The 22,622-nt window shown below is 60.8% G+C and carries 21 protein-coding genes; 15 read left to right on the top strand and 6 right to left on the bottom strand.

What is annotated here, in order from left to right:
• Positions 1-44: 44 nt before the first annotated feature.
• Positions 45-176: a hypothetical protein gene (locus tag BUC24_RS27470; protein WP_267873480.1), complete on the bottom strand. Its 132-nt coding sequence runs from the start codon at positions 174-176 to the stop codon at positions 45-47.
• Positions 177-231: 55 nt separating this feature from the next.
• On the opposite strand from BUC24_RS27470, the gene BUC24_RS16600 reads away from it, so the two are divergent.
• Genes BUC24_RS16600 through BUC24_RS16590 form a run of 3 tightly spaced genes read left to right on the top strand, consistent with a single transcriptional unit; the run spans position 232 to position 4,045 of the window.
• Positions 232-768 carry a (2Fe-2S)-binding protein gene (locus tag BUC24_RS16600; RefSeq protein WP_073218547.1) on the top strand — a complete coding sequence of 179 codons (537 nt, stop codon included), beginning with the start codon at positions 232-234 and terminating at the stop codon, positions 766-768.
• On the top strand, positions 765-1,754 hold the full coding sequence (locus tag BUC24_RS16595) for an FAD binding domain-containing protein (protein WP_073218544.1): 990 nt from the start codon (positions 765-767) through the stop codon (positions 1,752-1,754). The genes BUC24_RS16600 and BUC24_RS16595 overlap by 4 nt, the downstream gene beginning before the upstream one ends.
• Positions 1,751-4,045: a xanthine dehydrogenase family protein molybdopterin-binding subunit gene (locus BUC24_RS16590; RefSeq protein ID WP_073218541.1), complete on the top strand. Its 2,295-nt coding sequence runs from the start codon at positions 1,751-1,753 to the stop codon at positions 4,043-4,045. The genes BUC24_RS16595 and BUC24_RS16590 overlap by 4 nt, the downstream gene beginning before the upstream one ends.
• A 4-nt stretch (positions 4,046-4,049) precedes the next feature.
• On the opposite strand, the gene BUC24_RS16585 is transcribed toward BUC24_RS16590, so the two are convergent.
• From BUC24_RS16585 to BUC24_RS16575, 3 genes are all read right to left on the bottom strand, one after another.
• Complete coding sequence (locus BUC24_RS16585; protein WP_073218538.1) at positions 4,050-5,609, bottom strand: cellulase family glycosylhydrolase; 1,560 nt, start codon at positions 5,607-5,609, stop codon at positions 4,050-4,052.
• Positions 5,610-5,630: 21 nt separating this feature from the next.
• Positions 5,631-6,152: a hypothetical protein gene (locus BUC24_RS16580; protein WP_073218536.1), complete on the bottom strand. Its 522-nt coding sequence runs from the start codon at positions 6,150-6,152 to the stop codon at positions 5,631-5,633.
• Positions 6,153-6,217: 65 nt separating this feature from the next.
• The gene (locus BUC24_RS16575; RefSeq protein WP_073218533.1) at positions 6,218-9,268 is read right to left on the bottom strand and encodes a glycoside hydrolase family 48 protein; all 3,051 of its coding nucleotides are present in this window, start codon (positions 9,266-9,268) and stop codon (positions 6,218-6,220) included.
• A gap of 573 nt (positions 9,269-9,841) precedes the next feature.
• Here BUC24_RS16575 and BUC24_RS16570 point away from each other — a divergent pair.
• The 12 genes from BUC24_RS16570 (at position 9,842) to BUC24_RS16515 (ending at position 20,894) form a co-directional block, all read left to right on the top strand.
• The gene (locus tag BUC24_RS16570; RefSeq protein WP_073218530.1) at positions 9,842-11,257 is read left to right on the top strand and encodes a TolC family protein; all 1,416 of its coding nucleotides are present in this window, start codon (positions 9,842-9,844) and stop codon (positions 11,255-11,257) included.
• Positions 11,258-11,261: 4 nt separating this feature from the next.
• A complete protein-coding gene (locus tag BUC24_RS16565; protein ID WP_073218528.1) occupies positions 11,262-12,236 on the top strand; it encodes an HlyD family secretion protein in 975 nt (324 codons plus the stop codon).
• Positions 12,236-13,423 carry an ABC transporter permease gene (locus BUC24_RS16560; RefSeq protein ID WP_073218525.1) on the top strand — a complete coding sequence of 396 codons (1,188 nt, stop codon included), beginning with the start codon at positions 12,236-12,238 and terminating at the stop codon, positions 13,421-13,423. The genes BUC24_RS16565 and BUC24_RS16560 overlap by 1 nt, the downstream gene beginning before the upstream one ends.
• Positions 13,420-14,556: an ABC transporter permease gene (locus tag BUC24_RS16555; protein WP_073218522.1), complete on the top strand. Its 1,137-nt coding sequence runs from the start codon at positions 13,420-13,422 to the stop codon at positions 14,554-14,556. Before BUC24_RS16560 ends, BUC24_RS16555 begins: the two co-directional genes overlap by 4 nt.
• Positions 14,549-14,965, top strand: a complete 417-nt coding sequence (locus BUC24_RS16550; protein WP_073218520.1) for a hypothetical protein — start codon at positions 14,549-14,551, stop codon at positions 14,963-14,965. Before BUC24_RS16555 ends, BUC24_RS16550 begins: the two co-directional genes overlap by 8 nt.
• Before the next feature lie 88 nt (positions 14,966-15,053).
• The gene (locus BUC24_RS16545) at positions 15,054-15,545 is read left to right on the top strand and encodes an SRPBCC family protein (RefSeq protein ID WP_073218517.1); all 492 of its coding nucleotides are present in this window, start codon (positions 15,054-15,056) and stop codon (positions 15,543-15,545) included.
• Positions 15,542-16,009, top strand: a complete 468-nt coding sequence (locus tag BUC24_RS16540; RefSeq protein WP_073218504.1) for an SRPBCC family protein — start codon at positions 15,542-15,544, stop codon at positions 16,007-16,009. Before BUC24_RS16545 ends, BUC24_RS16540 begins: the two co-directional genes overlap by 4 nt.
• Positions 15,996-16,361 (top strand): ArsR/SmtB family transcription factor, encoded by a 366-nt coding sequence (locus BUC24_RS16535; RefSeq protein WP_073218501.1) that lies wholly within the window; start codon positions 15,996-15,998, stop codon positions 16,359-16,361. Before BUC24_RS16540 ends, BUC24_RS16535 begins: the two co-directional genes overlap by 14 nt.
• 48 nt (positions 16,362-16,409) lie before the next feature.
• The gene (locus tag BUC24_RS16530; RefSeq protein WP_073218499.1) at positions 16,410-16,727 is read left to right on the top strand and encodes a hypothetical protein; all 318 of its coding nucleotides are present in this window, start codon (positions 16,410-16,412) and stop codon (positions 16,725-16,727) included.
• An 80-nt stretch (positions 16,728-16,807) separates the two neighbouring features.
• A complete protein-coding gene (locus BUC24_RS16525) occupies positions 16,808-17,944 on the top strand; it encodes a branched-chain amino acid ABC transporter substrate-binding protein (RefSeq protein ID WP_073218496.1) in 1,137 nt (378 codons plus the stop codon).
• Between the two features lie 51 nt (positions 17,945-17,995).
• Positions 17,996-18,541: a hypothetical protein gene (locus tag BUC24_RS16520; protein ID WP_073218493.1), complete on the top strand. Its 546-nt coding sequence runs from the start codon at positions 17,996-17,998 to the stop codon at positions 18,539-18,541.
• 16 nt (positions 18,542-18,557) lie between these two features.
• A complete protein-coding gene (locus BUC24_RS16515; RefSeq protein ID WP_073218492.1) occupies positions 18,558-20,894 on the top strand; it encodes a DNA polymerase II in 2,337 nt (778 codons plus the stop codon).
• On the opposite strand, the gene BUC24_RS16510 is transcribed toward BUC24_RS16515, so the two are convergent.
• Both BUC24_RS16510 and BUC24_RS16505 read right to left on the bottom strand, forming a co-directional pair.
• Positions 20,869-21,564: a type 1 glutamine amidotransferase domain-containing protein gene (locus BUC24_RS16510; protein WP_073218489.1), complete on the bottom strand. Its 696-nt coding sequence runs from the start codon at positions 21,562-21,564 to the stop codon at positions 20,869-20,871. The two genes, BUC24_RS16515 and BUC24_RS16510, sit on opposite strands and share 26 nt — an antisense overlap.
• A gap of 75 nt (positions 21,565-21,639) precedes the next feature.
• The gene (locus tag BUC24_RS16505; RefSeq protein ID WP_143167550.1) at positions 21,640-22,521 is read right to left on the bottom strand and encodes a hypothetical protein; all 882 of its coding nucleotides are present in this window, start codon (positions 22,519-22,521) and stop codon (positions 21,640-21,642) included.
• Positions 22,522-22,622 lie beyond the last annotated feature (101 nt).

Genomic DNA, 22,622 nt, shown 5'->3' with positions numbered 1-22,622 from the left:
CTTGTTGGATCACAAAGTGTAGCGTATTCCACGGCGCCCGCCGCCTAGATCTGATCAAGCGCTATTTCGTGGCTGCCGCCCTTGATATCGACCAGGCTGAGCTTGACGGTCGTGAACGCCGCCTTGCCGTTCGTGCCATTGGTTGTGAAGCCGTATTTATAAGTTCGCGAGCGCACAGTCAGAAATGGCGTTTGTAATTACTCTTCCGGCACCACCTTCTGAAAGTCATCCATGGGCGCATCTGCCGAGATACCAACTTACCCGATCCGCATTGTTGTCAATGGGCAGGCGCATCAGCTGGCGCTGCCGGCCTGGGTTTCCCTGCTTGATCTGCTCAGAGACCGCCTTGGCCTGACGGGCACCAAGAAGGGCTGCGACCACGGGCAATGCGGCGCTTGCACGGTTTTGGTCGAAGGAAAGCGCATCAATGCCTGCCTGACCCTGGGCGTGATGCAGAACGGAAAAAACATCACCACTGTGGAAGGGCTGGCGCAGGGGGAAAGCTTGCATCCGCTGCAGCAAGCATTTATCCATCACGACGCCTTCCAATGCGGCTATTGCACGCCCGGGCAGTTGTGCTCGGCAGTTGGCTTGATCGCGGAAGGCGAGGCTGGCAGCGTGGCCGAGATTCGCGAGCTGATGAGCGGGAACATTTGCCGCTGTGGCGCCTATCCGCAGATTGTGGCGGCCGTCAGTGAAGTGATGGGCCTGCCGGAAGACGAAGATGATTCGGACCGGCACTATGCGCCCGGCACGGTGCCCGCATGAATCCGCTGCGCTATGAATTTCCCGCCGACTTGCCCAGCGCCTTGGGCGCGAGTGCAGGCGCGGGGTGCATGCCGATTGCCGGCGGCACCAATTTGATTGACCTGATGAAGGAGCGGGTTACGCAGCCGGGTACCTTGGTCGACCTGAATCAGCTTGCGCTGGCACAGGTGGAAGATGGGCCCGATGGCGGTGTGCTGCTTGGCGCGTTGATGCGCAATGCCGATACCGCTTATCACCCCCGCGTGCGGACCGAGTATCCTTTGCTGTCGCAGGCGATTCTGGCAGGCGCCTCGCCCCAGATCCGCAACATGGCCAGCAATGGCGGCAATTTGCTGCAGCGTACGCGCTGCCACTATTTTTACGATGTCGACCTCGCGTGCAACAAGCGCAATCCGGGCAGCGGCTGCGCGGCCATTGGCGGGGTCACGCGCCAGCACGCCATTCTCGGCGCCAGTCGCCATTGCATCGCCACGCATCCATCGGATATGTGCGTGGCGCTGGCGGCGCTTGAAGCGCGCGTGCATGTCAGTGGTGCAGACGGTGAGCGCGTCATTGCCTTTGCCGATTTTCATCGGCTGCCTGGCGACCAGCCCGAGCAGGACACGACGCTTGCCCCCGGTGAACTGATTACCCATATTGCCTTGCCGCCTGCCCCGCAGTTTGCGGCGCGCTCGGTCTATCTGAAATTTCGCGATCGGGCTTCCTACGCGTTTGCGCTGGTGTCCGTCGCGGCCATGCTCGACCTGGCCGACGATGGCACTGTGCGCGAAGCGCGCATCGCCCTGGGCGGCGTGGCGCACAAGCCATGGCGCGTGCCTGCGGCGGAGCAAGTTCTGGCAGGACAGGCCGCAAGCCCGGCCTTGTTCAGTGCGGCCGCGGACCTCATCCTGGCCGAAGCGGTCGGGCAGGGCGGCAATGACTTCAAGATTCCCATGGCGCATCGCGCCGTGGTGCGCGCGCTAATGCAAGCGGGAGGGCTGACATGAGCCAGTTGATCGATGCCCTGCGCACGCCGGCAGCCGAACCGGGCACTGGCCAGGTTGCTATTGGCATGGCGGTGTCGCGCGTGGATGGACGCGACAAAGTCACCGGCGCAGCAAGGTATGCGGCGGAATTCCCCGCTGACGGCTTGCTGTTCGGCGTGGTGGTCAGCGCCACCATTACCAAGGGACGTATTGCGGCCATTGATGACGCAGCGGCGCTCGCAGTGCCGGGTGTGCATGCCGTGCTGACGCACATGAACCGGCCCGCCATCAGCGCGCTCAATCTGTTTTACAAAGATATGACCGCGCCGGGTGGCGCACCGTTCAAACCTTTGCGTGACGATAGAATCCTCAGCCACGGTCAGCCCGTCGCCCTGGTCGTCGCGGACACATTTGAAGCCGCGCGCCATGCCGCCAGCCTGGTCGAAGTGCGTTACGACAGCGCCGCGCACGATACGAACTTGCGTGCCAACCTGGCGCGCAGTCACGAACCGAAAAAGAAGCGCCCGGGCTATTCACCACCGCCGGCACCAAAAGGTAATGCTGACCAGGCATGGGACGATGCGCCGCGCAAGATCCAGGGTGACTACTACGCCGGGGTGGAGCATCACAATCCAATGGAGCTGTTTGCCAGCACCGTCATTCCAGGTCCCGATGGGCATCTGACGATTTACGACAAGACGCAAAGCGCACAGAACAGCCGCTGGTACGTGTCCCATGTTTTTGGGCTGCCAAAGGACAAGGTGACAGTGCGCAATCCGTATGTGGGCGGCGCCTTTGGTGCGGGTCTGCGGCCGCAATATCAATTGCCGCTGGCGGTGATGGCGGCCTTGCATTTGCAGCGCCCGGTCCGTGTGGTGCTGTCGCGCCAGCAAATGTTCACCTTCGGCCATCGCCCAGAAACGTTGCAGCGGGTGCGTCTGGGCGCGGATGCGGACGGCACCTTGCGCGCCATCATTCATGAGGCTGTCGCTGAAACGTCGCAGAATGAAGAATTTGTCGAGACCGTGGTCAACTGGTCCGGTCAGTTGTACGCCTGCGACAATATTCGACTTGGCTATCATATCGTCGAACTCGACCGTTTTACACCCATCGATATGCGCGCGCCCGGCGCGGCGCACGGCGTGCATGCCCTTGAAGTTGCCATGGACGAGCTGGCCTACGAGCTGCAGATGGACCCGCTAGCCCTGCGCTTGAAAAATTATGCCGAGACGGATCCGTCCAGCGGTTTGCCGTATTCCAGCAAGGCCTTGCGCGACTGCTACGCGCAAGCCGCGGAGCGTTTCGGCTGGGCCATGCGTTCACCTGCGCCGCGTTCGATGCGCGTCGGCAATGAGCTGGTCGGCTGGGGCATGGCAACTGGTATGTGGGACGCATTGCAAATGTTTGCGCGGGCGCATGCCGTGCTGCATGCGGACGGCAGTCTGGTGGTCAGCAGCGCGGCCAGCGATATCGGCACCGGCACTTATACGGCAATGGCAATGATCGCCAGTGCGGCACTTGGTCTGCCGCTGGAACAAGTGCGCTTCCAGCTGGGCGACTCGACCCTGCCGGTGGCGCCCGTGGAGGGCGGCTCTTCCCATGTGGCGACCGTCGGCTCCGCGGTGCAAGGTGTGTGCGACAAACTGAAGTGGTGCTTGTTCCGCATGGCCAAGGCGATGCCGGACTCGCCGCTGGCCAAGGCCCATTTCAAGCAGGTGGAGTTTTCGGCCGGCACGATCCGCCTGCTCGCGAATCCAGCCCAGGCGATATCGTTGACGGCGCTGCTGCAAGGCAATGCAATGACCAGCATCGAAGACAAATACATGTTGATTCCTGCGGCTTTAAAAAAGCGCAAGTTCCAGCGCGCCACGCACAGCGCCGTCTTCTGTGAGGTGCGTGTGGACGAGCAATTTGGCACCGTACGGGTGACGCGGGTGGTCAGTGCCGTTGCAGCTGGTCGTATCATCAACGCCAAGGCGGCGCGCAGCCAGATTGTGGGTGGCGTTGTGTGGGGCATCAGCCAGGCCTTGCACGAGGAATCCCACGACGATCTTCGTCTGGGCCGCTTCATGAATCATAACCTGAGCGAATACCACGTGCCGGTCAATGCCGACATCCACGATATCGACGTTATTTTTGTGGATGAGGACGACCGTATCGTCAGCAGTATCGGCGCAAAAGGCGTGGGGGAAATAGGACAGGTCGGCGTGGCGGCGGCCGTCAGCAATGCCATCTTTCATGCGACTGGCCGCCGGGTGCGCAGTACGCCGATGACGCCCGACAAGGTAATGCTGCCGGGCGATCGGCGCTAGACGACTACTTTACCGCACAGAACCCGAACGCCTGGGTGCCATTTGGCTGCACGGTCCTGTTGTAGTCCTTGCCGGACGCCTTCAGGGTGCTGCCGGTCTGCGTCCAGTCGGCATTCCACAGGTTGTTGACGGCGCCTCGCACAGTCAGCTGGACTTTCCAGTCGACCGGCGTGGTGCCGCTGTTCTTGACCGTGACGTCGGCGCAGTAGCCACTGTTCCATTCCGAACTGACGCGCAGGGTAGTGGAGATGCCTGGTGGCGTTGGCGTTGGCGTTGGCGTGGGCGTTGGTGTCGGGGTCGGTGTCGGTGTCGGCGTCGGCGTTGGCGTAGGCGTAGGCGTCGGCGTTGGCGTAGGCGTAGGCGTTGGAGTAGGCGTAGGCGTAGGCGTCGGAGTCGGAGTCGGCGTTGGAGTCGGAGTTGGCGTCGGTGTCGGTGTCGGCGTTGGCGTGGTATCCCACAGTCGCTTCAACAGCGACACTTTATCCGCCCATACCGTCTTCCAGTCATCCTGCAAAATTCCCCCGGTATCACCGCTGTTCGGGTTCCAGGTCCAGTAGAAGGAACTGGTCATGCCGCGCTGCTTCATGTAGGTCACCAGGGCGTCCTGCCAGATCTTGTCTTTCGCGTTGCCGCCATGGCCGTACTTGCCGCCGAATTCGCCAATGACGACCGGATAGCTAGCGGCATAGCGGCCGAAATGGGCATCCCAGATTGCAGGGAGGTTCGCGGGGAAGTTGGACGCGTTGAAATAATCCATGTTGTACACGTCGGGTCCATACACGTGCGGCGACAGCACCAGCTTGTTACGCGGAATGTTCAACGGCTTGCAAGCCAGTGGTTCCAGATTGCCGCCCCAGAAGTGGCCGGCGTTCCCCTGGCAACTAGGGTTGCGTTCAATGCCTTCGACAAAGATCAGCAAGCGTGGATTGACTGCCAGAATGCGTGCCGAAGCGCGTTCCGCCGCCAGGTTCCAATCTGTTGCGGTATTGCCCGTGCCCCAAGTGGCACCACCATGCGGCTCGTTCTTGATATCGATGCCGATCAGGTTCTGCAGACCGGAGAAGTGCTGTGCCAGGTATTCCAGATCGGTGAGCCATTGCGCCTCGCTATAGGCGGGCGTGTACCACAGTTCCGAAATCGCCTGGCAGTCTGGGCGGTGATGGTCCAGCAGGATGTACATGCCGCGGCGGTCCACCTCCTTCAGGAAAACATCCAGCCACTGACTTGTATTGAGTCCGACTAGGTCGGGATTGAGCGTCGCGTCGAAGTTGGGCTTGCCATTGCCGCGAAACGCCGCAGGGCACAACGGCACGCGGATGGCGTTGAAGCCGTTGTTCTGCATCTGGGTCAGCATGTCCTTCCAGTTGCGCGCCCATAAGCCGTGCACGGAGTTGTCTGTGGTCTCGAAGCCGAACCAGTTAACGCCGCGCAGCACGATTTGCTGTCCGTTGTCATTCAGTATTTTTGTGCCCGAAACGGTATGGGCCTGCAGTGGCGCAGCGGCCGCGAGGGTCAGGGCCACGGCAAGCGCAACGCGGCGCAGGCGAAGGTGTTGGATTGTCATGAGATGTCCTTGTCGTTAAAGTTAAAGTGTCTGTTCCAGCGGCCGATAGCGCAGCAGGGCGGCAAGCGCACCCCTATTGCGTGCATTAAATGCGGCACTTGCCTCGCGATAGCGTTCACGTGCGTCCGCCAATGCTGCTTCTTCACGCGGCAGTTGCGTACGCAGTTGTTCCAGCGGCCCGGTGGAGACAGTGGCGCGGGTCGTCAGCACAAACAGGGCGCCAGTCAGTTCACCGTGCCCTTGTTTATACGCGTTAATGGCTGCGGGGTCATCCAGCGCGACGAGCCGGGCGGGCATGGCAGTCGATCGTTGCAATTTATCGTTGAGCTGCAGTAGCAATTGCGGATCAACACTGCCGGCAACACTGTTGAGCGCTGCTTTCGCCACGATGACCCGCTGTTCTTGAATGGCAGCGATCTCGCGCCAGGCCTCGTCGCTGCTGGCGCGCAAGTGATTTAGTTTTCGGTGTGTATCAGCGACAGCGCCCGCAACAAGTGCGAGCGCGGCAGCCACCAGGGTCAGGCTGATGATGCGGGTTTTCATGGACATTGTCCTCCGGTATGGGACCTACAGGCGCCGCGCAGCCGATGGTGCGCGGCGCCTGCGCCTTAGTTGACGGCGATGGTGCAGTTACGGCCTGCCCACTTCAGGTTCAGCGGCAAAGGTTTTGCACCGCTGTAGCCAAGTTGCATGCCGAAGCTGACGCTGCCGTTGGCTGGCACCGACTGGTTGTACGATACGCCCGATGCCTGGAAATTGCGGCCGGACTGGCTCAGCGTCGCGCTCCATGAGTTGGACAGGACCACGTCGTTCGACTCGGTCCAGGTCAGCGCCCAGCCGTCAATTGGTGTCGTGCCGGTATTGCGCAAAGTGATGGCCGGTACCTGGCCGCTACCCCAGTCGTTGCTGGTATTGAACTCGACTGCGCAGTTGCCTGCAACCACGACATCCTTGTCCACTTCGGTGGCGTTCACTGTCACGCTGGTGGCCGTGCTGGCCGATACCGTGAAGGTGGCGCTGCCATTGACGCTGTCGGCGTCGTTGGCGGCGGCAATCGTCACGTTTTGCGCCACATTCCAGTTGGCCGGCGTGAACGTCAGCGTCGAACCCGTCGTCACAACGAGGTCTGTGTCGCCCGAGGTACGCGCTACCGCGACGGCGACGTTGGCTTTCGGCGCGCTGCCCAGACGCACTTGGAAGGGGCGGCTGTTGCCTTCCGGTACAGACAACGGACCACCGCTGACCACCAGCGTCACCGGCACCACCACGTCCTTGTCGATTTCCGTGGCGGTAACCGCCGCTGCCAGGTGCCCGGTGGCACTGAAGTTAAAGCCGGCGCTGCCGTTGAGCTGGTCGGCGTCGACCGCGGCCTTGATCGTGACCGGCTGGGCCACGTTGTAGTTGGCCGGCGTGAACACCAGGCTGGTGCTTGCGGTGCTCAGGTCGGCATCGCCGCCGGCCACTTTGGCCACGGCAACGGTGACATTGGCTGCCGGCGCTTTCGACAAGGTAATGCCGACGTTGGCGCTGCCGCCCTCGGGTACGGCCAGCGATGCGGCACTGGCCAGGACCGATGGGGTATCGGTGCCGCCGATCAGGTTGGCGTAGTCGGTCATGGCCATGGCAATGTCCGCCTGGGCCCAGAAGCGGTGATAGCGCCAGGTCGGGGCAGGGCCGCCATCGAGGTAGGCCTTCAGCTTGGGCCACTGCGGATCCTGCTGGTATTTCGGCCGCATGCTCAGGAAGGTCGAGCTGGAATTGATGGTCGCGCCCTGGCCGTTGGTGCCAGTCCAGCCGGCGGGAATATAGACGCCCGAGCCGGTGGCAGGATCGTAAGCGTCATCAAAGCGCAGGTAATCGGCGCGCTTTTCGTCCACTGCCAGGCCCAGCGTATCCTGGTTCTTGGCCCACATACGGTCCAGCAATTGCTTCGCCATCGCTTTCGATGGCGCATGGTTGGCCTTGGCTGCGTAGTAGATCAGCGTGCGTGCGTAGGCTGCGGCAACGCCCACGTCGTTGGTGGTGTCCACCACGGTCACGCGCAGGCCGGCATTGGCGCCCGGTGCGGCGGCATTCCAGGTATCCGGCTGGCCGCTCCACGACAGAGTGTTCGGGATCGCGAAGCTGCCATCGGCCGACAGGGTCGTGCGCGACAGGGCCCAGGTGACCCACTTGTCGAGCACGGTCTTGGCACGCGCGTCGCCGGTGGCGTAGTAGTACTCGGCCACACGCTGCATCGACCAGGCCTGGAAGCCGAACCAGGTATTCGAGGCCGGATCGTGGTACACCGGTTTTTCGTCGTAGAACATGCCGTGGAAGGTGGCCGTGCCTGCTGGGGCTGCCAGGTAATCGCCGCCATAGCTGTTGGTGGCGCCGCCGGCAATGGCGCCGTCGGCCGATTGCAGCCAGCGGTAGAACTCGAGCTGGCGCGTCAGACTTTTACCCCAGTCACCAGCGGCGCTCGGCGAGAGTGGTTTGAAGTCAGGCAGGCTCGACAGCACCCAGGCGGCCAGCGGATTCTGGTAGCCGAAGTGATTGTGGCTGGAACCAATGCGCCAGGCCCAGCCGGCGTTGGTGTCGGTCGCGCCGCCCCAGGCGTAATACCAACTCATCAGGTAGTGCTGGTTGTCGCGCATGCCTTGGTTGTCGGTGGCGCCGCTGCCGCCAGGACAGGTGGTGTTGCCCACGCAGTTACCGATTTTTTTAAAGTACTTGTCGAACATGGCGTAGCGCAGGTAGTCGCCCATCTTGGACGCTTTTTTCACCAGGTCGGCCACGTCAGCGCTTTTGCCCTGTGCCTTGGCCCACACCGACGCCCAGTAGATCGCTTGCACGGCGCGCGCGTCAGCGTCCGGTGCATTGGTATAGCGGAATTGTTTGGCATAGCTGGAGTCGCCAATGAACAGGCTCAGGAAACCCTGTTGCCCGCCGTTGCGCCCCCACTTGAAGGTTTCGCACGAAGGGTGGGGCACGGTTTCCCACACAGATTCTTGTGCGCCGCGCTGGAAAGTGTTGATGTAAGCCGGCTTGCTGGTGCCGTCGCCGCAGCGGCCGTAGCCGTACCAGTTGTCCACGTCCAGCAGCCAGTGCATGCCGTAAATGTTGCGGGTGCCGTAGGCGCTTTGCAGTTCGTTCGCGATCGGATCGATGCCGACGGGGACGCCGTTGTTCAAGGGCGCAGGGTAGCTCTTGGGCAGGTCGTATTCGCCCGCGTAGGTGGCTGGTTTGCTCGGGTTGTAGAAGCTGTTGGTGGGCTGGTCGGCCTGGGACGGAATGATGTACTTTTCCATGTTGGCCCAGGCGGCGTTCAGCGGTGCCCAGTCGCCGGTGGCGCGGCCGTACTGCGCTTCCATCCAGAGCCAGAAGCTGTACGCCTCGGACGTGGTCTCGTGGCCGTGATCGGGGGCCTCGACCATCAAGGTTTCCACCGAATGGTAGGGCACGCCTTCGGCGCTGAAGTAGCCATTCGCCGGATTTTTGATTTTCTGGTATTGCGCCAGGAAGCGCTTGTTGTACTCGGGATCGGGTGCGGCATTGGCTGCCGGCATGAGCGACAAGCCCAGTGTTGCGCCGGCCGAGATGGCCAGCACGGCCCGGCTGGCCCAGTTCAGGCGCGGTGCCGGCATACGTTTTTGAATGGCTTTGGTAAAGCGAATCATGGAAGTCTCCTGCGTGGTTGGGTGATTTTTATGAAGAAACTGGTATGTCAAGAGTGCTACTGCTACATCAATACTGTTAAATATAAGTTGATTCTTGGAAATTTAGATGCAAATTGCACTTAACAGTTTCAAAATGAAATCGATTTCATAATTTACTGAAAGTTTCATGTGTTTTTTACTATACAAAGTTGTCTTTGGGGAATTCTCGGGGGCCGTTATGTGACGGCTTCATAGTGAGATTGCGGCTTTTTGTATGACTGGCAGACGAAAAATAAAGTTTGAAAACTTTTCGTATGTACGGCAGGTTAGCGGCTTCGTCCATACAATGTCAAGCTACTTGGTCGTCTTTTGCGATCATATTTTGTTAACGAAAAAGACAAATAAATGTTGTCTCTACGGCCAGCCGTGCTTGCCGGGCTGAACAGCGATTTTGCAGTGATGCCGATTTCGGTATCTGCTGAAATGTTTGTCCATGCTGTTCGGTAGAGAGCCCCCTCGAACTGCTGAGTAGACGGTGCGCGACCATTCGCTGTATTGTTGCTAATGCAGCAATTGGACGGGATCGGAGTGAACATGCAGGTAAACAGGATGTGGAGTGCGGTGGTGCTGGCGGCCTGCGCCGTCAGCGCGGCGCGCGCGCAAGAGGCAAATGCCGTCAGTTATGGCGAGGCTTTGCACCTGGCCAGGCAGAACGCGGGGGCGGTGCAGGGCGCGCAGCTCGACATGCAGGCAAAGCAGTTGCAGGCGGCAGCGTTGCGGCGCATCGATGGCCCGGATCTGCGGCTCTCCGGTTTTCTGGGACGCGTGTCGACCAGCGTTAACCTCGATACCAGCGGGCTGGCGCAGGCAGGCAACCCCATCATCGATCATCTGCCGCAGATTCCCGGCCTGAACTTGCCCGAGATTCCCAATTCCATCGGGACCGATCGCATTGTCAATCTGCGCTCGCTAGGCCTGGCCTCGGTGTGGCCGCTCTACACTGGCGGACGGCTCGATGCAGTCAAGCAGCTTGCTGCAGGACGTGCCGAAGAAGCCGGTGCGGCGCTGCAAACCAGCGACGATGAGCTTGCCAATCAATTGGCGCAACGCTATTTCTCGGTGCAACTGGCACGCGAAGCAGCGCGCTTGCGCACGGCAGCGGTGGCGGTGTTTGCCGACCATCAGGCCATGGCGGGCAAACTGGAACGCACGGGCTTGATTTCCAAGGTGGAGCGCCTGAAGGCCGATGTGGCCATGGACAATGCAAAGCGCGAAGCAGCCAAGGCCAGCAGCGACCTGGAAATTGCGCAATTAGCACTCAATCGCCTGCTGGGGCGCAAGGATGTGGTGCAGCCGAATACGCCCTTGTTCGTGCATGGCGAGAGCGTTGGCTCACTCTCATCCTTCATCGAACGTGCGCTGGCTTCGAATGCCGCCTTCAAACAGGTCGATAGCAAACGCACCCAGGCGGAAGGGGCGCTCAAGCTGCAAGGCAGCGCCTACAGTCCCACCGTGGTCGCGGTGGCCAATTACAACCTCAACCGCGGCGGCGGTACTTATGCGCGCGCCAACTGGCTGGTTGGCATGTCGGTCAGCGTGCCGCTGGTGGACCGTATCGACAAGGCCAAGATGCGCGAAGCGGCCCGCCTGGAGCAGCAACGGGTGGAAGTGATGGCCGAGCAAGCCAATCGCGACATTCCAACGCTCACCGAAAACCAATGGCGCACGATGGAAAATGCCCGGCTGCGGTATCTGTCCATGCAGTCGGCCATCGAATTGGCGCAGGAAACGCTGCGCCTGGCACAGGTCGGCTTCAAGAATGCGCAAGCCACCTCCAGCGATGTTGCCGACGCGTCCTTGAATTTGACCAAGTCCCACCTGGAACGCGCCCAGGCTGCCTATGAGTATGACCTGGCCCTGGCCAAGCTGCTGGGCACCACGGGTCAGCCTGAACGGCTGGCACCATTGTCGACCTCCGCCGGCAGCATCATTGAACTTACGAAAGACTGATCCCATGGCCGCTTCTTCCAAAAAATACGGTACCGGTATCGCTGCCGTTGTTGTCATCGGCTTGCTGGGCTGGGGACTGTATGCCGCGTTCCAGCCTGTGCACCAGCCGATCCAGGGGCAGCTTGAAGCGCAGGAAACGAACGTCTCATCCAAGGTGCCTGGCCGCGTTGGCAAGATCCACGTGGCACTGGGCGCCCAGGTCGCGCAAGGCCAACTCCTGTTTGAACTCGACAGCCCGGAAGTGCGCGCGAAGATGACGCAAGCCAAGGCGGCGCAAGATGCCGCAGGTGCCGTGAATCAAAAGGCGCAAGCGGGTGCGCGGCCCGAAGAGGTGACTGCAGCAAAGTTCAATTGGGAACGGGCGCAGACGGGCGCCGGCATTGCCAAGCTGACATACCAGCGCGCCGAAGCGATGTTCAAGGAAGGGGTGATCGCCCAGCAAAAACGTGACGAAGCGCAGGCGCAATGGCGCGCCGCCGAGCAACTGGCGCAGGCAGCGCGGGCCCAATACGACATGGCGCAGCGCGGTGCCCGGCCGGAAGACAAGCTGGCCGCCGAAGCGCAGACGCGGCAGGTAGGCGGCGTGGTGGCCGAGACCGAAGCGGCGTTGGCGGAAACCCAAATCAAGGCCCCGACGGCAGGCGAAGTGGCGAAGTTGTCGATCCAGACCGGCGAGCTGGCGCCGCAAGGTTTCCCGGTGGTGACGCTGGTCGACCTGTCCGACATCTGGGCGGTGGTCTCGGTGCGTGAAGATGAATTCAAGCCCTTTGCTGTGGGCACTGTGCACGAAGGATTTATTCCAGCACTCAAAGCCCGGGCGCAGTTCAAGGCGACCTATGTGGCCGCCTTGCCAGCCTTTGCGACCTGGCGCGCGGCGCGTCCCGGCGGCACCGACCTGCGCACCTTTGAGATCAGGCTGCGGCCCACCACGGCTGTCGCAGGCATGCGTCCCGGAATGACGGTCGTCTTCGAGCATTGATGAGCGAGGAACTGCAAGGCCACCCGCTGCGTTCGGCCATCGCGCGCGAATGGGCGAGGTTGCGCGCGGACCACTGGGACATGGCCATGCTGACCGCAATCCCGCTGGCCCTGATCGTCTTTGCATGGTGGATTTTCTCATCGGGAATTCCACGCGACTTGCCGTTGGTGATTGTTGATCGCGACCACTCCGTCATGTCGCGCACCCTGGCGCGCATGCTCGAGCAGTCTCCTGGCTTGCACGTGGCCGACAGCGTCAATAGCGAAGCGGAAGCCATTGCCTTGCTGCGTAGGCGCGAGGCGTTCGGGATCGTCTTCATTCCTGCCGACATGCAGCGCGATATCAGCGGCGCGCGCAGCGTGAAAGTGCAATGGGCCTACAACGCGCAGTTTCCTTCCTATACGGGGTCAATGACGCGGGACGTGCGGACCGTCGTGACCACCATGTCGGTCGGCATCGAGCTGCAGGCACGCGCCAAGCGCGGCAGTGCGTCGGTTCAGGCGAAGGAATTGTACGAGCCGATCCGCACCCGGGCGACCAGCCTGTACAACGAAAACGGCAGCTACGAACCCGCGCTGGCACTGCCTGTGGCGTTCAGCCTGCTCCATATTTTTGTTACGCTGGCGGCGGTGACAGCGGTCGGGCGCGAGTTGCGCATGGCCACGGTCCCGCAATGGCTGGCGTCGGCGCGCGGCAATGTGGCGGCTGCCCTGGCGGCCAAGCTGGCGATTCCGCTGCTGGCCTTTGCCGTGCACACGGCCTTGATTGTGATTCTGTTTGGCGCGCTGCGCGGCTGGGCAGTAGCGGGCAGTGTGCTGGCGCTGGGACTGGGCACGCTATGTTTTATTACTGCGTATCTGGCCATGGGCGCCTTTCTTGCCGCCGCAACGGGTTCGCTGCGCGCGGCCTTGTCGGCATGCGCCTTCATTACGGCACCCGCATTTGCCTTTACCGGCCAGGGTTTTCCGATCCTGGCCATGCCGCTGGCCGCGCGCGTCTGGGCTGAGTCCTTGCCGTTGACGCACTACTTGCCGCTCTTGAACCGGACCTGGATCGCTGGCGCGCCCTTACGCTATGGAATAGGCGACATTGCGGTATTGCTTGCCTTTACTGTGGTCTTCGGCGGCCTGGCTTACCTGTTCCTGCTGCGCCGTGTGAAGCAGCCCGACAGCTGGGGCAAAACATGAAAGCGTTCCTCATCACCTGGCGTGCGATTCTGAGCGACAAGGCAGCGATCACGCTGTTCTTCCTGTCCGGGATAATTTATTCCTTCTTCTATCCGCTCCCTTACAGCAAAGAGACGGTGCAGCGTGTGCCAATCGCGGTCATCGATCAAGACAATTCGTCTTTGTCGCGCCAGTTGATTCGCTACGCCGCTGCCCACCCGGGCGTGGAAGTCGTGGCGGTGACGGCCAGACCGGAACAGGCGCAGGATTTGCTGTGGAAAGGCACAATCTCGGGCACCATGCTCATTCCATCCGATTTCAGCCACACACTACTTGCTGGACGCCAGCCTGAGATCAATGTGTCGGGCAACGGCACTTACCTCATGCTGAACAAAGTGGCGCTCAATGCGCTTGCCGAGGTGGTGGGCACGCTGTCGGCAGGTGTCGAGCTCAAGCGCTTGAATGCAGCGTCCCCATCGCGCCAGCAAATCGACGAGCAACGCCAGCCTTTGACCACCGAATCGGTTCCCTTGTTCAATCCGCACGAAGGTTACGCGTCATATATCGTGCCAGGCGTCGTGGTGCTGTTGATGCAGCAAACCTTTTTGCTGGGGATTGGTTTGCTATTTGGCACCTGGGCCAGTGCCAAATCCTTCCCTTATCAGCGCAGCGGCGCAGCGTACTTTGGCGCGTTAAACGCGTTCGCGCTCGTGGTCGTGCTCAACGCAATGTACTTTTTTGGTTTTGTGTTCTGGTGGCAGGACTATCCACGCGGCGGTAACTTTGTTGGATCCCTGGTGCTGACGATCGTCTTCGCCTATTGCGTGGCTGCGCTGGGCATGTTGATGGGACTGTTTTTCCGCACTCGGGAGCGCAGCGTGCAGTTGCTGGTGGCCACTTCGATGCCGATTATTTTCCTGTCCGGCCTCAGCTGGCCGATCAGCGCCTTGCCCGACGTCGTGCAGCCGGTGCGCTGGCTATTCCCGTCCACTGCGGCAATTCAGGGTTTTATCGCCACCAATCAGATGGGCGCTTCCTTGCACGAGGTGCGGGTCGAAGTGCTGGCCTTGCTTGCCTTATCGCTGCTGTTCATCGGGTTGGGCTTGCGCAAGTGGCAGTCCCGGGCGCACCTTGCGGAGGCTCTGCATGCTTGATGTTCTGGGCTTTTTCGTTTTCGTTTCGCTGTTCTTCTTTTTGCCGACATACGCGTCCGGATGGATCACGGGCTGGCGTGAGTTGCGGGCTTTGTATCCCGCGCCCAAGCCAGAAACACGCATGATTTCAAACGGCTCGTATCGATGGTTATACGTCGGGATGAAGTGGGGAAGGCTGGGGGTCGCTCTGGAATGTTACCCGGAGGGATTGTGGTTGCGCCCCGCATTTCCTGCCAACTTGGTGATGTGGCCTGTCCTGGTCCCGTGGCACGATCTCCAAAGAACAGATCACCACATGTTTGGCTATGCCCGTATCGCCTTAACCGTACGCGGTCTCAAATTCAAATTGCGTTTTAGTGGTCAGGCTGCGCAGGCGATCTCCTGCTTCGTTAGCGACGGCACACAGTAAAATTAAATGCACCCAAATGGTTGCATTTAACTGTTTGGGAGTTCATACTCCAATACGCAACCATTTGGTTGCTTAAAGGAGAAGCGAAATGAACCATTTTCAAAAAAGTGTGACCATTGCTGCCCGCCCCGAAGCGGTGTACGCCGCCCTGACCACCATTGCCGGATTGCGCAGCTGGTGGACCAATGACTGCGACGGCAGCACTGCCGTTGGCGGGACCATCCACTTCCGCTTTGGCGCATGCTACAACGACATGCGTGTCGAAGCGGCGCATGCCCCACGCGAAGTACGCTGGCAGTGCACCCGCGCGCACACCCTCGGCGAGCACATCACCAAACCGGATGAATGGGTGGGCACCAGGCCCGTCTTTCAGCTGAGCGACGCCGGCGCGGCCGGCACACGTGTCGATTTTGCGCACCTTGGTCTGCTGCCCTCGCTGGAATGCTATGGAATCTGCGAAAATGGCTGGGCACACTTCCTGGCAAGTTTGCAGCAATACCTGGAAACGGGCGTCGGAACACCCTATACGGGCACGCCGTCAGCCCCCTCGCACACATTGGAAAGGAGTGCCACCGCATGACCAGCCCTTCGGAGACCGACCGCATCGAGCGCAGCATTGTGATCAAGGGCACGCGCGCGCGGGTCTGGCGCGCCCTGACTGATTCGGCCGAGTTTGGCGCCTGGTTTGGTGTCGATTTTGGCGGGCAAGCCTTCGAGCCAGGGCGCACCATGACCGGACCGTTCACGCACCCAAGTTGCGTCGGCCTGGTGTTCAGCGCCCAGATCGAGCGCATCGAACCGCAAGAGACCATGTCTTTGCACTGGCATCCTTATCCGATGGATACGTCGATCGACTATTCGCTGGAAGAGCCAACCCTGGTCACCTTCACGCTCAAGGATGCGGCAGGGCAGGGCGTGTTGCTGACCGTTGTCGAGTCCGGTTTTGACAAGATCCCGGCCGGCCGCCGGCGCAAGGCGTTCGAGATGAATGGCAACGGCTGGGATGCACAGCTCAACAATCTGGCGCGCTATGTCAGCGAATAAGACATTGCTTGGGGCCGGCGATTCTTCCCGCGCGAATGAATCGCTGGCCCATGTGTTCGCCGCGCTGGGTGACCCCACCCGTCTGCGCCTGGTCGCCGAGCTCAGCGCAGGCGCTGCCTGCTCGATTGCCCAGCTGACTCAAAACACCGAGATCAGCCGCCAGGGCGTGACCAAGCATCTCAATGTGCTGGCCGAAGCTGGCGTCGTGCGTGACGTGAAAGTGGGCCGCGAACGCTTGTGGCAATTGGAACCGGCCGGCATCGATGAGGCCAGGCGTACGTTGGAGGCAATCGGACGCGACTGGGAACTGGCGCTGGGACGGCTCAAGAGCTTTGTGGAAAAGGACGATTAGGGCGCACTTGCCTCGTGTATCATTTCCAACAAATTTTTTGGAGATGCCATGAAAAAACTAACCCTGCTGGCCTTGCTTGCCCTGACCGCTTGCAGCAAGACTGCCGCACCGGAAGGCCCGCTGGACGCAGGCGCGCGCCGTATCTGCATGGACAACATTGAGTCGCGTGCCATCAACAAAAATTCGATTTCCTACCAGGATGATCCGGCCGCGCCCGTCACCAAGGGCGCCAATGGCCAGCTCGAAATGACGCTCAAGTTTTCAGCCAAAAATGAGCAAGGCATGGCGTCGAGCCTGGTCGCGCGCTGCGTCGTCAGTGCCGATGGCAAAAAGCTGGTCGACATCGCCGTCAAAGAAGGCCGCTAAGCCCGGCAGCAAGCCCGTTTTTGGCATGCTATGCTCTCCCATCGTTGCTGCGCTGCAGTATATTTACGTTGAGGATTAGCATGTTGAAGGCAAGTTCAGTTGGGGTGTTGGCATTGTTGGCGGCAAGTGCCGTGCAAGCGGAAGATGTGGTGCGCATTGGCCACGTCGCCGCCACCTCGGGTGCCATTGCCCACCTGGGCAAGGATAATGAAAACGGCGCCCGCATGGCCGTCGAGGAAGTCAATGCCAAGGGTCTGGTAATTGGTGGCAAACGCTACCGCCTGGCGCTGCAGGCCGAAGACGATGCGGCCGATCCGAAGCAGGGCACGGTGGTGGCGCAAAAGCTGGTCGATGCCAAGGTCCATGGCGTGATCGGCCATGAAACGTCGGGCACGACCATTCCTGCGTCGCGCATTTACTTCAATGCGGGCATTCCGCAAATTTCGCCTTCGGCCAGCAATCCCCAATACACGCGCCAGAATTTCAACACCACTTTCCGCAACATTGCCAACGACGAGCAATTGGGCGCAGCCCTGGCGCGATACGCCGTGCAAATTGGCAAGGCAAAGAACATTGCCGTGATCGATGACCGGACTGCGTATGGCAAGGGCCTGGGCGACGAGTTCATCAAGAACGTCAAGCGCCTGGGCGGCGACGCGCGCATCGTGTCGCAGCAATTTACGACGGATAAGGCGACGGATTTCAACGCCATCCTGACCGCGATCAAGCGTACCAAGCCAGATCTGATTTTCTTTGGCGGCATGGATGCCGTGGCCGGACCGATGTTGCGCCAGATGAAGCAACTGGGCATCAAGGCCAACTTCATGGGCGGTGATGGCATGTGCTCCGATTCGGTGCCGCGCCTGGCCGGTGACGGCATGTCGGACGACCAGGTGATCTGCGCCGAGGCGGGCGGGGTCGAAGCTTCGCAGCAAAAAGGCATGGATGATTTCCGCGTCGCCTACCGCCGCAAATACGGCATCGACGTGCTCACTTATGCGCCCTACACCTATGATGCGGTGCTGACCATGGTTGATGCCATGCAGCAGGCAAAGTCGCCCGATCCTGCGGTGTACCTGCCATTTCTTGCCAAAATACGGCACAAGGGCGTGACTGGTACGATTGCCTTCGACAAGCGGGGTGACGTGCAAGATGGGGTGCTCACGATCTACACCTTCCGTGGCGGAAAGCGACACCGGCTCACTGTGATGAAATGACGCGCGGCCGCGAGTGTTAAACTACGCCTCTTATCCCTCGCGTCCAAAGCCATGTCGAACAAAAAACCACCCGTCGCCAAGCGCGAACCCGAAATTGCCACCGGCCGCGCGGACAATCCCTTTCTCGATGCCGAGTTCTACGGCAGAATGCGCGATTACACCGAGCGCGATGCGGCGTTTTCGAAGGAACTGAAGGCGATCGCCGAGTACGGTGCTGGCAAAAACAGCCCGGACGCGCGCATGGCGCCATCGCTGGACATGCTGCGCCGTGTGATCAAGAAAGGTTTGCCCCTGCACGAAATGCTCAATCGTATTGTGCAGGGCGTGGAATCGGGCCTGTGGGAACCGTGGCTGGCCGCATACGGGTTCGAGCTGCGCGGCGTGAACTATGCCAAGACCGGCAAGCGCAACGCCCGTATCGCGCTCGATATCAGCCTGTCATCGAAGGCAAACGCGATTTACTCAAATGCTGGCGTGCAAAACTGGCGCAGTCTGGTGGCCGATGACTGCGCCCAGGTGCAAATCGAAAAGCCGACCGAGAAAGAGCCTGCCAAGGCGTACGCCATTTTCTTCCTGGACGCTGCCGACCCGGTCTGATCCGCAGGTGGCAAGCGTGGATTCACTGCAACCCGGCTTTCTGCTGACGCGCCACTGGCGCGACACGCCGGACGGCACCGAAGTCGTGTTCTGGCTCGCTACCGATGCCGGCCCGCAGCGGCTGTGCCTGCCGCCGCAAACCTCGGTGGCCTTTGTGCCGGCCGAACAGCGGGCGCACGCCGAACAAGTCCTGGCCGACGAGCGCGGCTGGGAATTGCGCCCCCTGGTGCTGTACGACTTCCATCACCGCACCGTGATGGGTTTGTATTGCAGCCAGTATCGTCAATTGCAAAAGCTGTCCAAGCGTTTGCGTGAATTTGGTATCGACGTCTACGAATCCGACATCCGCCCGCCCGAGCGTTACCTGATGGAGCGCTTTATTACTGCGCCCGTGCTGATCGGCGCGTCGCATCTCAAACCCGCGCAGGGTTACCGTCCCACCCTCAAGCTGGTATCGCTCGATATTGAAACGACCGCCCACGGCGAGTTATATTCGATTGCGCTGGAAGGTTGCGGCCAGCGCCAGGTGTACATGCTGGGGCCACCCAACGGCGGTGATGACACGCTCGATTTCGATCTGCAGTATTGCGACAGCCACCCGCACATGCTCGACTGCCTCAATGACTGGATGGCGCGCCACGATCCGGATGCGATTATTGGCTGGAACCTGGTCCAATTTGACTTGCGCGTGCTGCGCAAGCACGCCGAACGGCACAAGATGGCGCTGCGTTTCGGCCGTGATGGCAGCGACATGGAATGGCGCGAGCATGGCGGCAAGCAGCAGCATTTCTTTGCCGCGGCTGCGGGCCGTTTGATCATTGACGGGATCGAGGCGCTCAAATCAGCCACCTGGAGTTTTCCTTCCTTCAGTCTGGAGCATGTGTCGCAAACGCTGCTGGGGGAAGGAAAGTCGATCGATAACCCGTATCAGCGCATGGCCGAAATCGACCGCCGTTTTGCGGAAGACAAGCCGGCATTGGCGCGCTATAACCTGAAAGACTGCGAACTGGTCACGCGCATTTTCGCCAAGACCGAATTACTGACGTTTTTGCTGGAACGGGCCAGTGTGACCGGGCTGGCGGCGGACCGCAGCGGTGGCTCGGTGGCCGCGTTTGAGCATTTGTACATGCCGATGATGCACCGCCAGGGCTTTGTGGCGCCGAATCTGGGCGACATTGCCGGTGAAAACAGCCCGGGCGGTTACGTGATGGATTCGCGTTCCGGCTTGTATGACTCGGTCCTGGTGCTCGATTACAAAAGCTTGTATCCGTCGATCATTCGCACCTTCCTGATTGATCCGGTCGGGCTGGTGGAAGGCATGCGCAACGATGATCAGGGCGCGACGGTGGAAGGCTTTCTTGGCGCCCGCTTTGCGCGCGACAAGCACTGCCTGCCCGCCATCGTCAAGCAGATCTGGGATGGTCGCGACGCCGCCAAGCGCGAACAGAACAAGGCCTTGTCGCAGGCGCTGAAAATTATCATGAACGCGTTTTATGGGGTGCTCGGTTCCAGCGGTTGCCGCTTCTTTGATCCGCGCCTGGCATCGTCAATTACACTGCGCGGTCAGCAGATCATGCATTTGACGCGGGATTTGATTGAAGAGCAGGGCTATCAGGTTATTTACGGCGATACCGATTCCACCTTCGTCTGGCTCAAGCATGCGCATACCGAAGAGAAGGCTGCCGAAATTGGGCGGGCACTGGTGGGCCATGTGAACCAATGGCTGGCGCAGCATTTGCGCGATGAGTTCAATCTCGACAGCGCTCTTGAGCTCCAGTTTGAAACCCATTACCGGCGCTTTCTGATGCCGACCATTCGCGGTTCGGAAGAGGGCAGCAAGAAGCGTTATGCAGGCCTGGTCACGCGCGCCGACGGCAGCGAGCAGATGATTTACAAGGGCCTGGAGACCGTGCGCAGCGACTGGACGCCCCTGGCGCAGCAATTCCAGCAAGAGCTGTATGCCCGCATTTTCAAGGGTCAGGCGTATCGGGATTATGTACGCGATTATGTGCTGCGTACCGCGCGTGGTGAATTTGATGAATTGCTGGTGTATCGCAAGCGTTTGCGCCGCCCACTGGACGATTACGAGCGCAATGTCCCGCCCCATGTGCGGGCTGCGCGCGTGGCCGATGAATTCAATCGGCAGCAGGGGCGCCCCTTGCAGTATCAGAATGGCGGCTGGATTCGCTATGTGATCACCGTGGCGGGACCGGAGCCGCTGGAAACCCGGCGCGCTCCGATTGATTATCACCATTACCTGACACGCCAGCTGCAGCCCGTTGCGGACGCCATTTTGCCGTTCGTGCAGGATGACTTCACGGCGCTGACTAGCCCGCAGCAATCCCTTTTTTAAGTAGCACCAGCAAGGCCTTTGCCGCTTCTTCTGATGAGGCAGGATTCTGGCCGGTGATTAGATTGCCGTCAGTCAGAACGTACGATTGCCAGTCGGCGCCCTTGGTGTAGAGACCACCGTTTTCCTTCAGCATGTCTTCGACCAGGAAAGGCACAATCTTGGTCAGGCCCACAGCTTCTTCTTCCGAATTGGTGAAACCGGTCACTTTCTTGCCGCTCACCAGTGGTTTGCCTGCCACACCCTTGGCATGGCGCAGTACGCCCGGCGCATGGCACACCAGTGCCAGGGGTTTGCCGGCGGCATAGGTCGCTTCGATGAGCGCGATGGAATCCCGGTCTTCAGCCAGGTCCCACAGCGGGCCGTGGCCACCGGGGTAGAACACGGCGTCAAACGCGGCCGGGGCCATGTCGGCCAGGCGATAGGTGGACGCCAGCACAGCCTGCGCATCGAGGTCGGACTTGAAGCGCCGCGTGGCCTCGGTTTGCGACTCAGGCGCGTCGCTTTTGGGATCGAGCGGCGGCTGGCCGCCGGCCGGTGAGGCCAGGGTGATGTTGGCGCCGGCATCTTTGAGGGCGTAGTAAGGCGCGGCGAATTCTTCCAGCCAGAAGCCGGTTTTGTGGCCGGTGTTGCCCAACTGATCGTGCGAGGTCAGTACCATCAGAACGTGCATTTGATTCTCCGGCAATTGATGAGCGAAAAGCATAGCATTTTCGGCATGTTGCCGACGCGCGCCTTGCGGCGAAAGCTAGTGCGTGCCGCACGCGCGCAGCATGGTGAAAAGAAGCATGATAACCAGACCCCAGGGGGCGAAGCCGAACGAAGGTTCCGCGGTGGTGTGGTGCGCGCCAGCGGTTTTGATCTCTTTTAACACGCCACCGTTGGCAGCAAAAATCTCGCGCCAGCGTGCCACGGCGTCGCCGTCAATGCTCAGCGCCATGAGGTGCGGAAAGCGTCCCAGCATCCGTTCCAGGTAGGCCATGTCGTCGTTGAGCTGCCTGGGTGTGGGGTCAGTGCCGCTGCGCAAACGTTCGATGATCTTGCGGTCAATCTCGAGATCGGCTGGCGGCTGGCGCAGAAAGATATCGCGTTCGTCGATGGCGCGCTGGACGATGGCGCCGCTCGCGCCAAACTGCGGCAGGTGGCGATGATCGTGTTCCCAATTGAAGACCTCAGCCGCCGCTGCCAACAGCTTTTCCTTGCCGGGGCGCCATCCGTTGGCAAGAAAGTCGACAAGCATGTGCTCGAAGCTATGGCGCGCGATCAGGCTGATCAACGCCGGATCGGCCAGTGCGGCACGAAGTGTGTCTATCCATGCAGGCAGCGCTGCGCCTTGGGGCTGGGACAGCAAATGGTAGCAGGCGCCAATCAGCTGCTGGAAGACCGTGCTGGCCGAGCCCGGCGACGCTGCATCGCTTCGGTCTGCCGCCGGCGATGCGGCCGGACCGTGCTTGGACAGCGTTACCGTGGGTCCGGCGCCGTCGGTTGAATCCGTGGTATTGCCTTGCTGTTCCGGATTGTCCTGCGGCGCCTGCGCTTGCTGATGCGCGGCCCAGTGCAACGCGGTCTCATAGGCCTCGCGCAAATTCTGAAATCCTGACAGGTCCGCGGCTTGATCGATCAGGCGCAACTCGCGCGCGTAGGCGCGGCGAATGGCGCGCGTGTCCGCATGCAGGTCGAGGGACAGGCGAACCAGAAAATCGGGTAAGTCAGGCGCGTGGGTCATTGCGT

Source organism: Massilia sp. CF038 (assembly GCF_900129765.1).
GTDB lineage: Bacteria > Pseudomonadota > Gammaproteobacteria > Burkholderiales > Burkholderiaceae_D > Telluria_A.
This window is presented reverse-complemented; position numbering and strand designations above follow the sequence as displayed.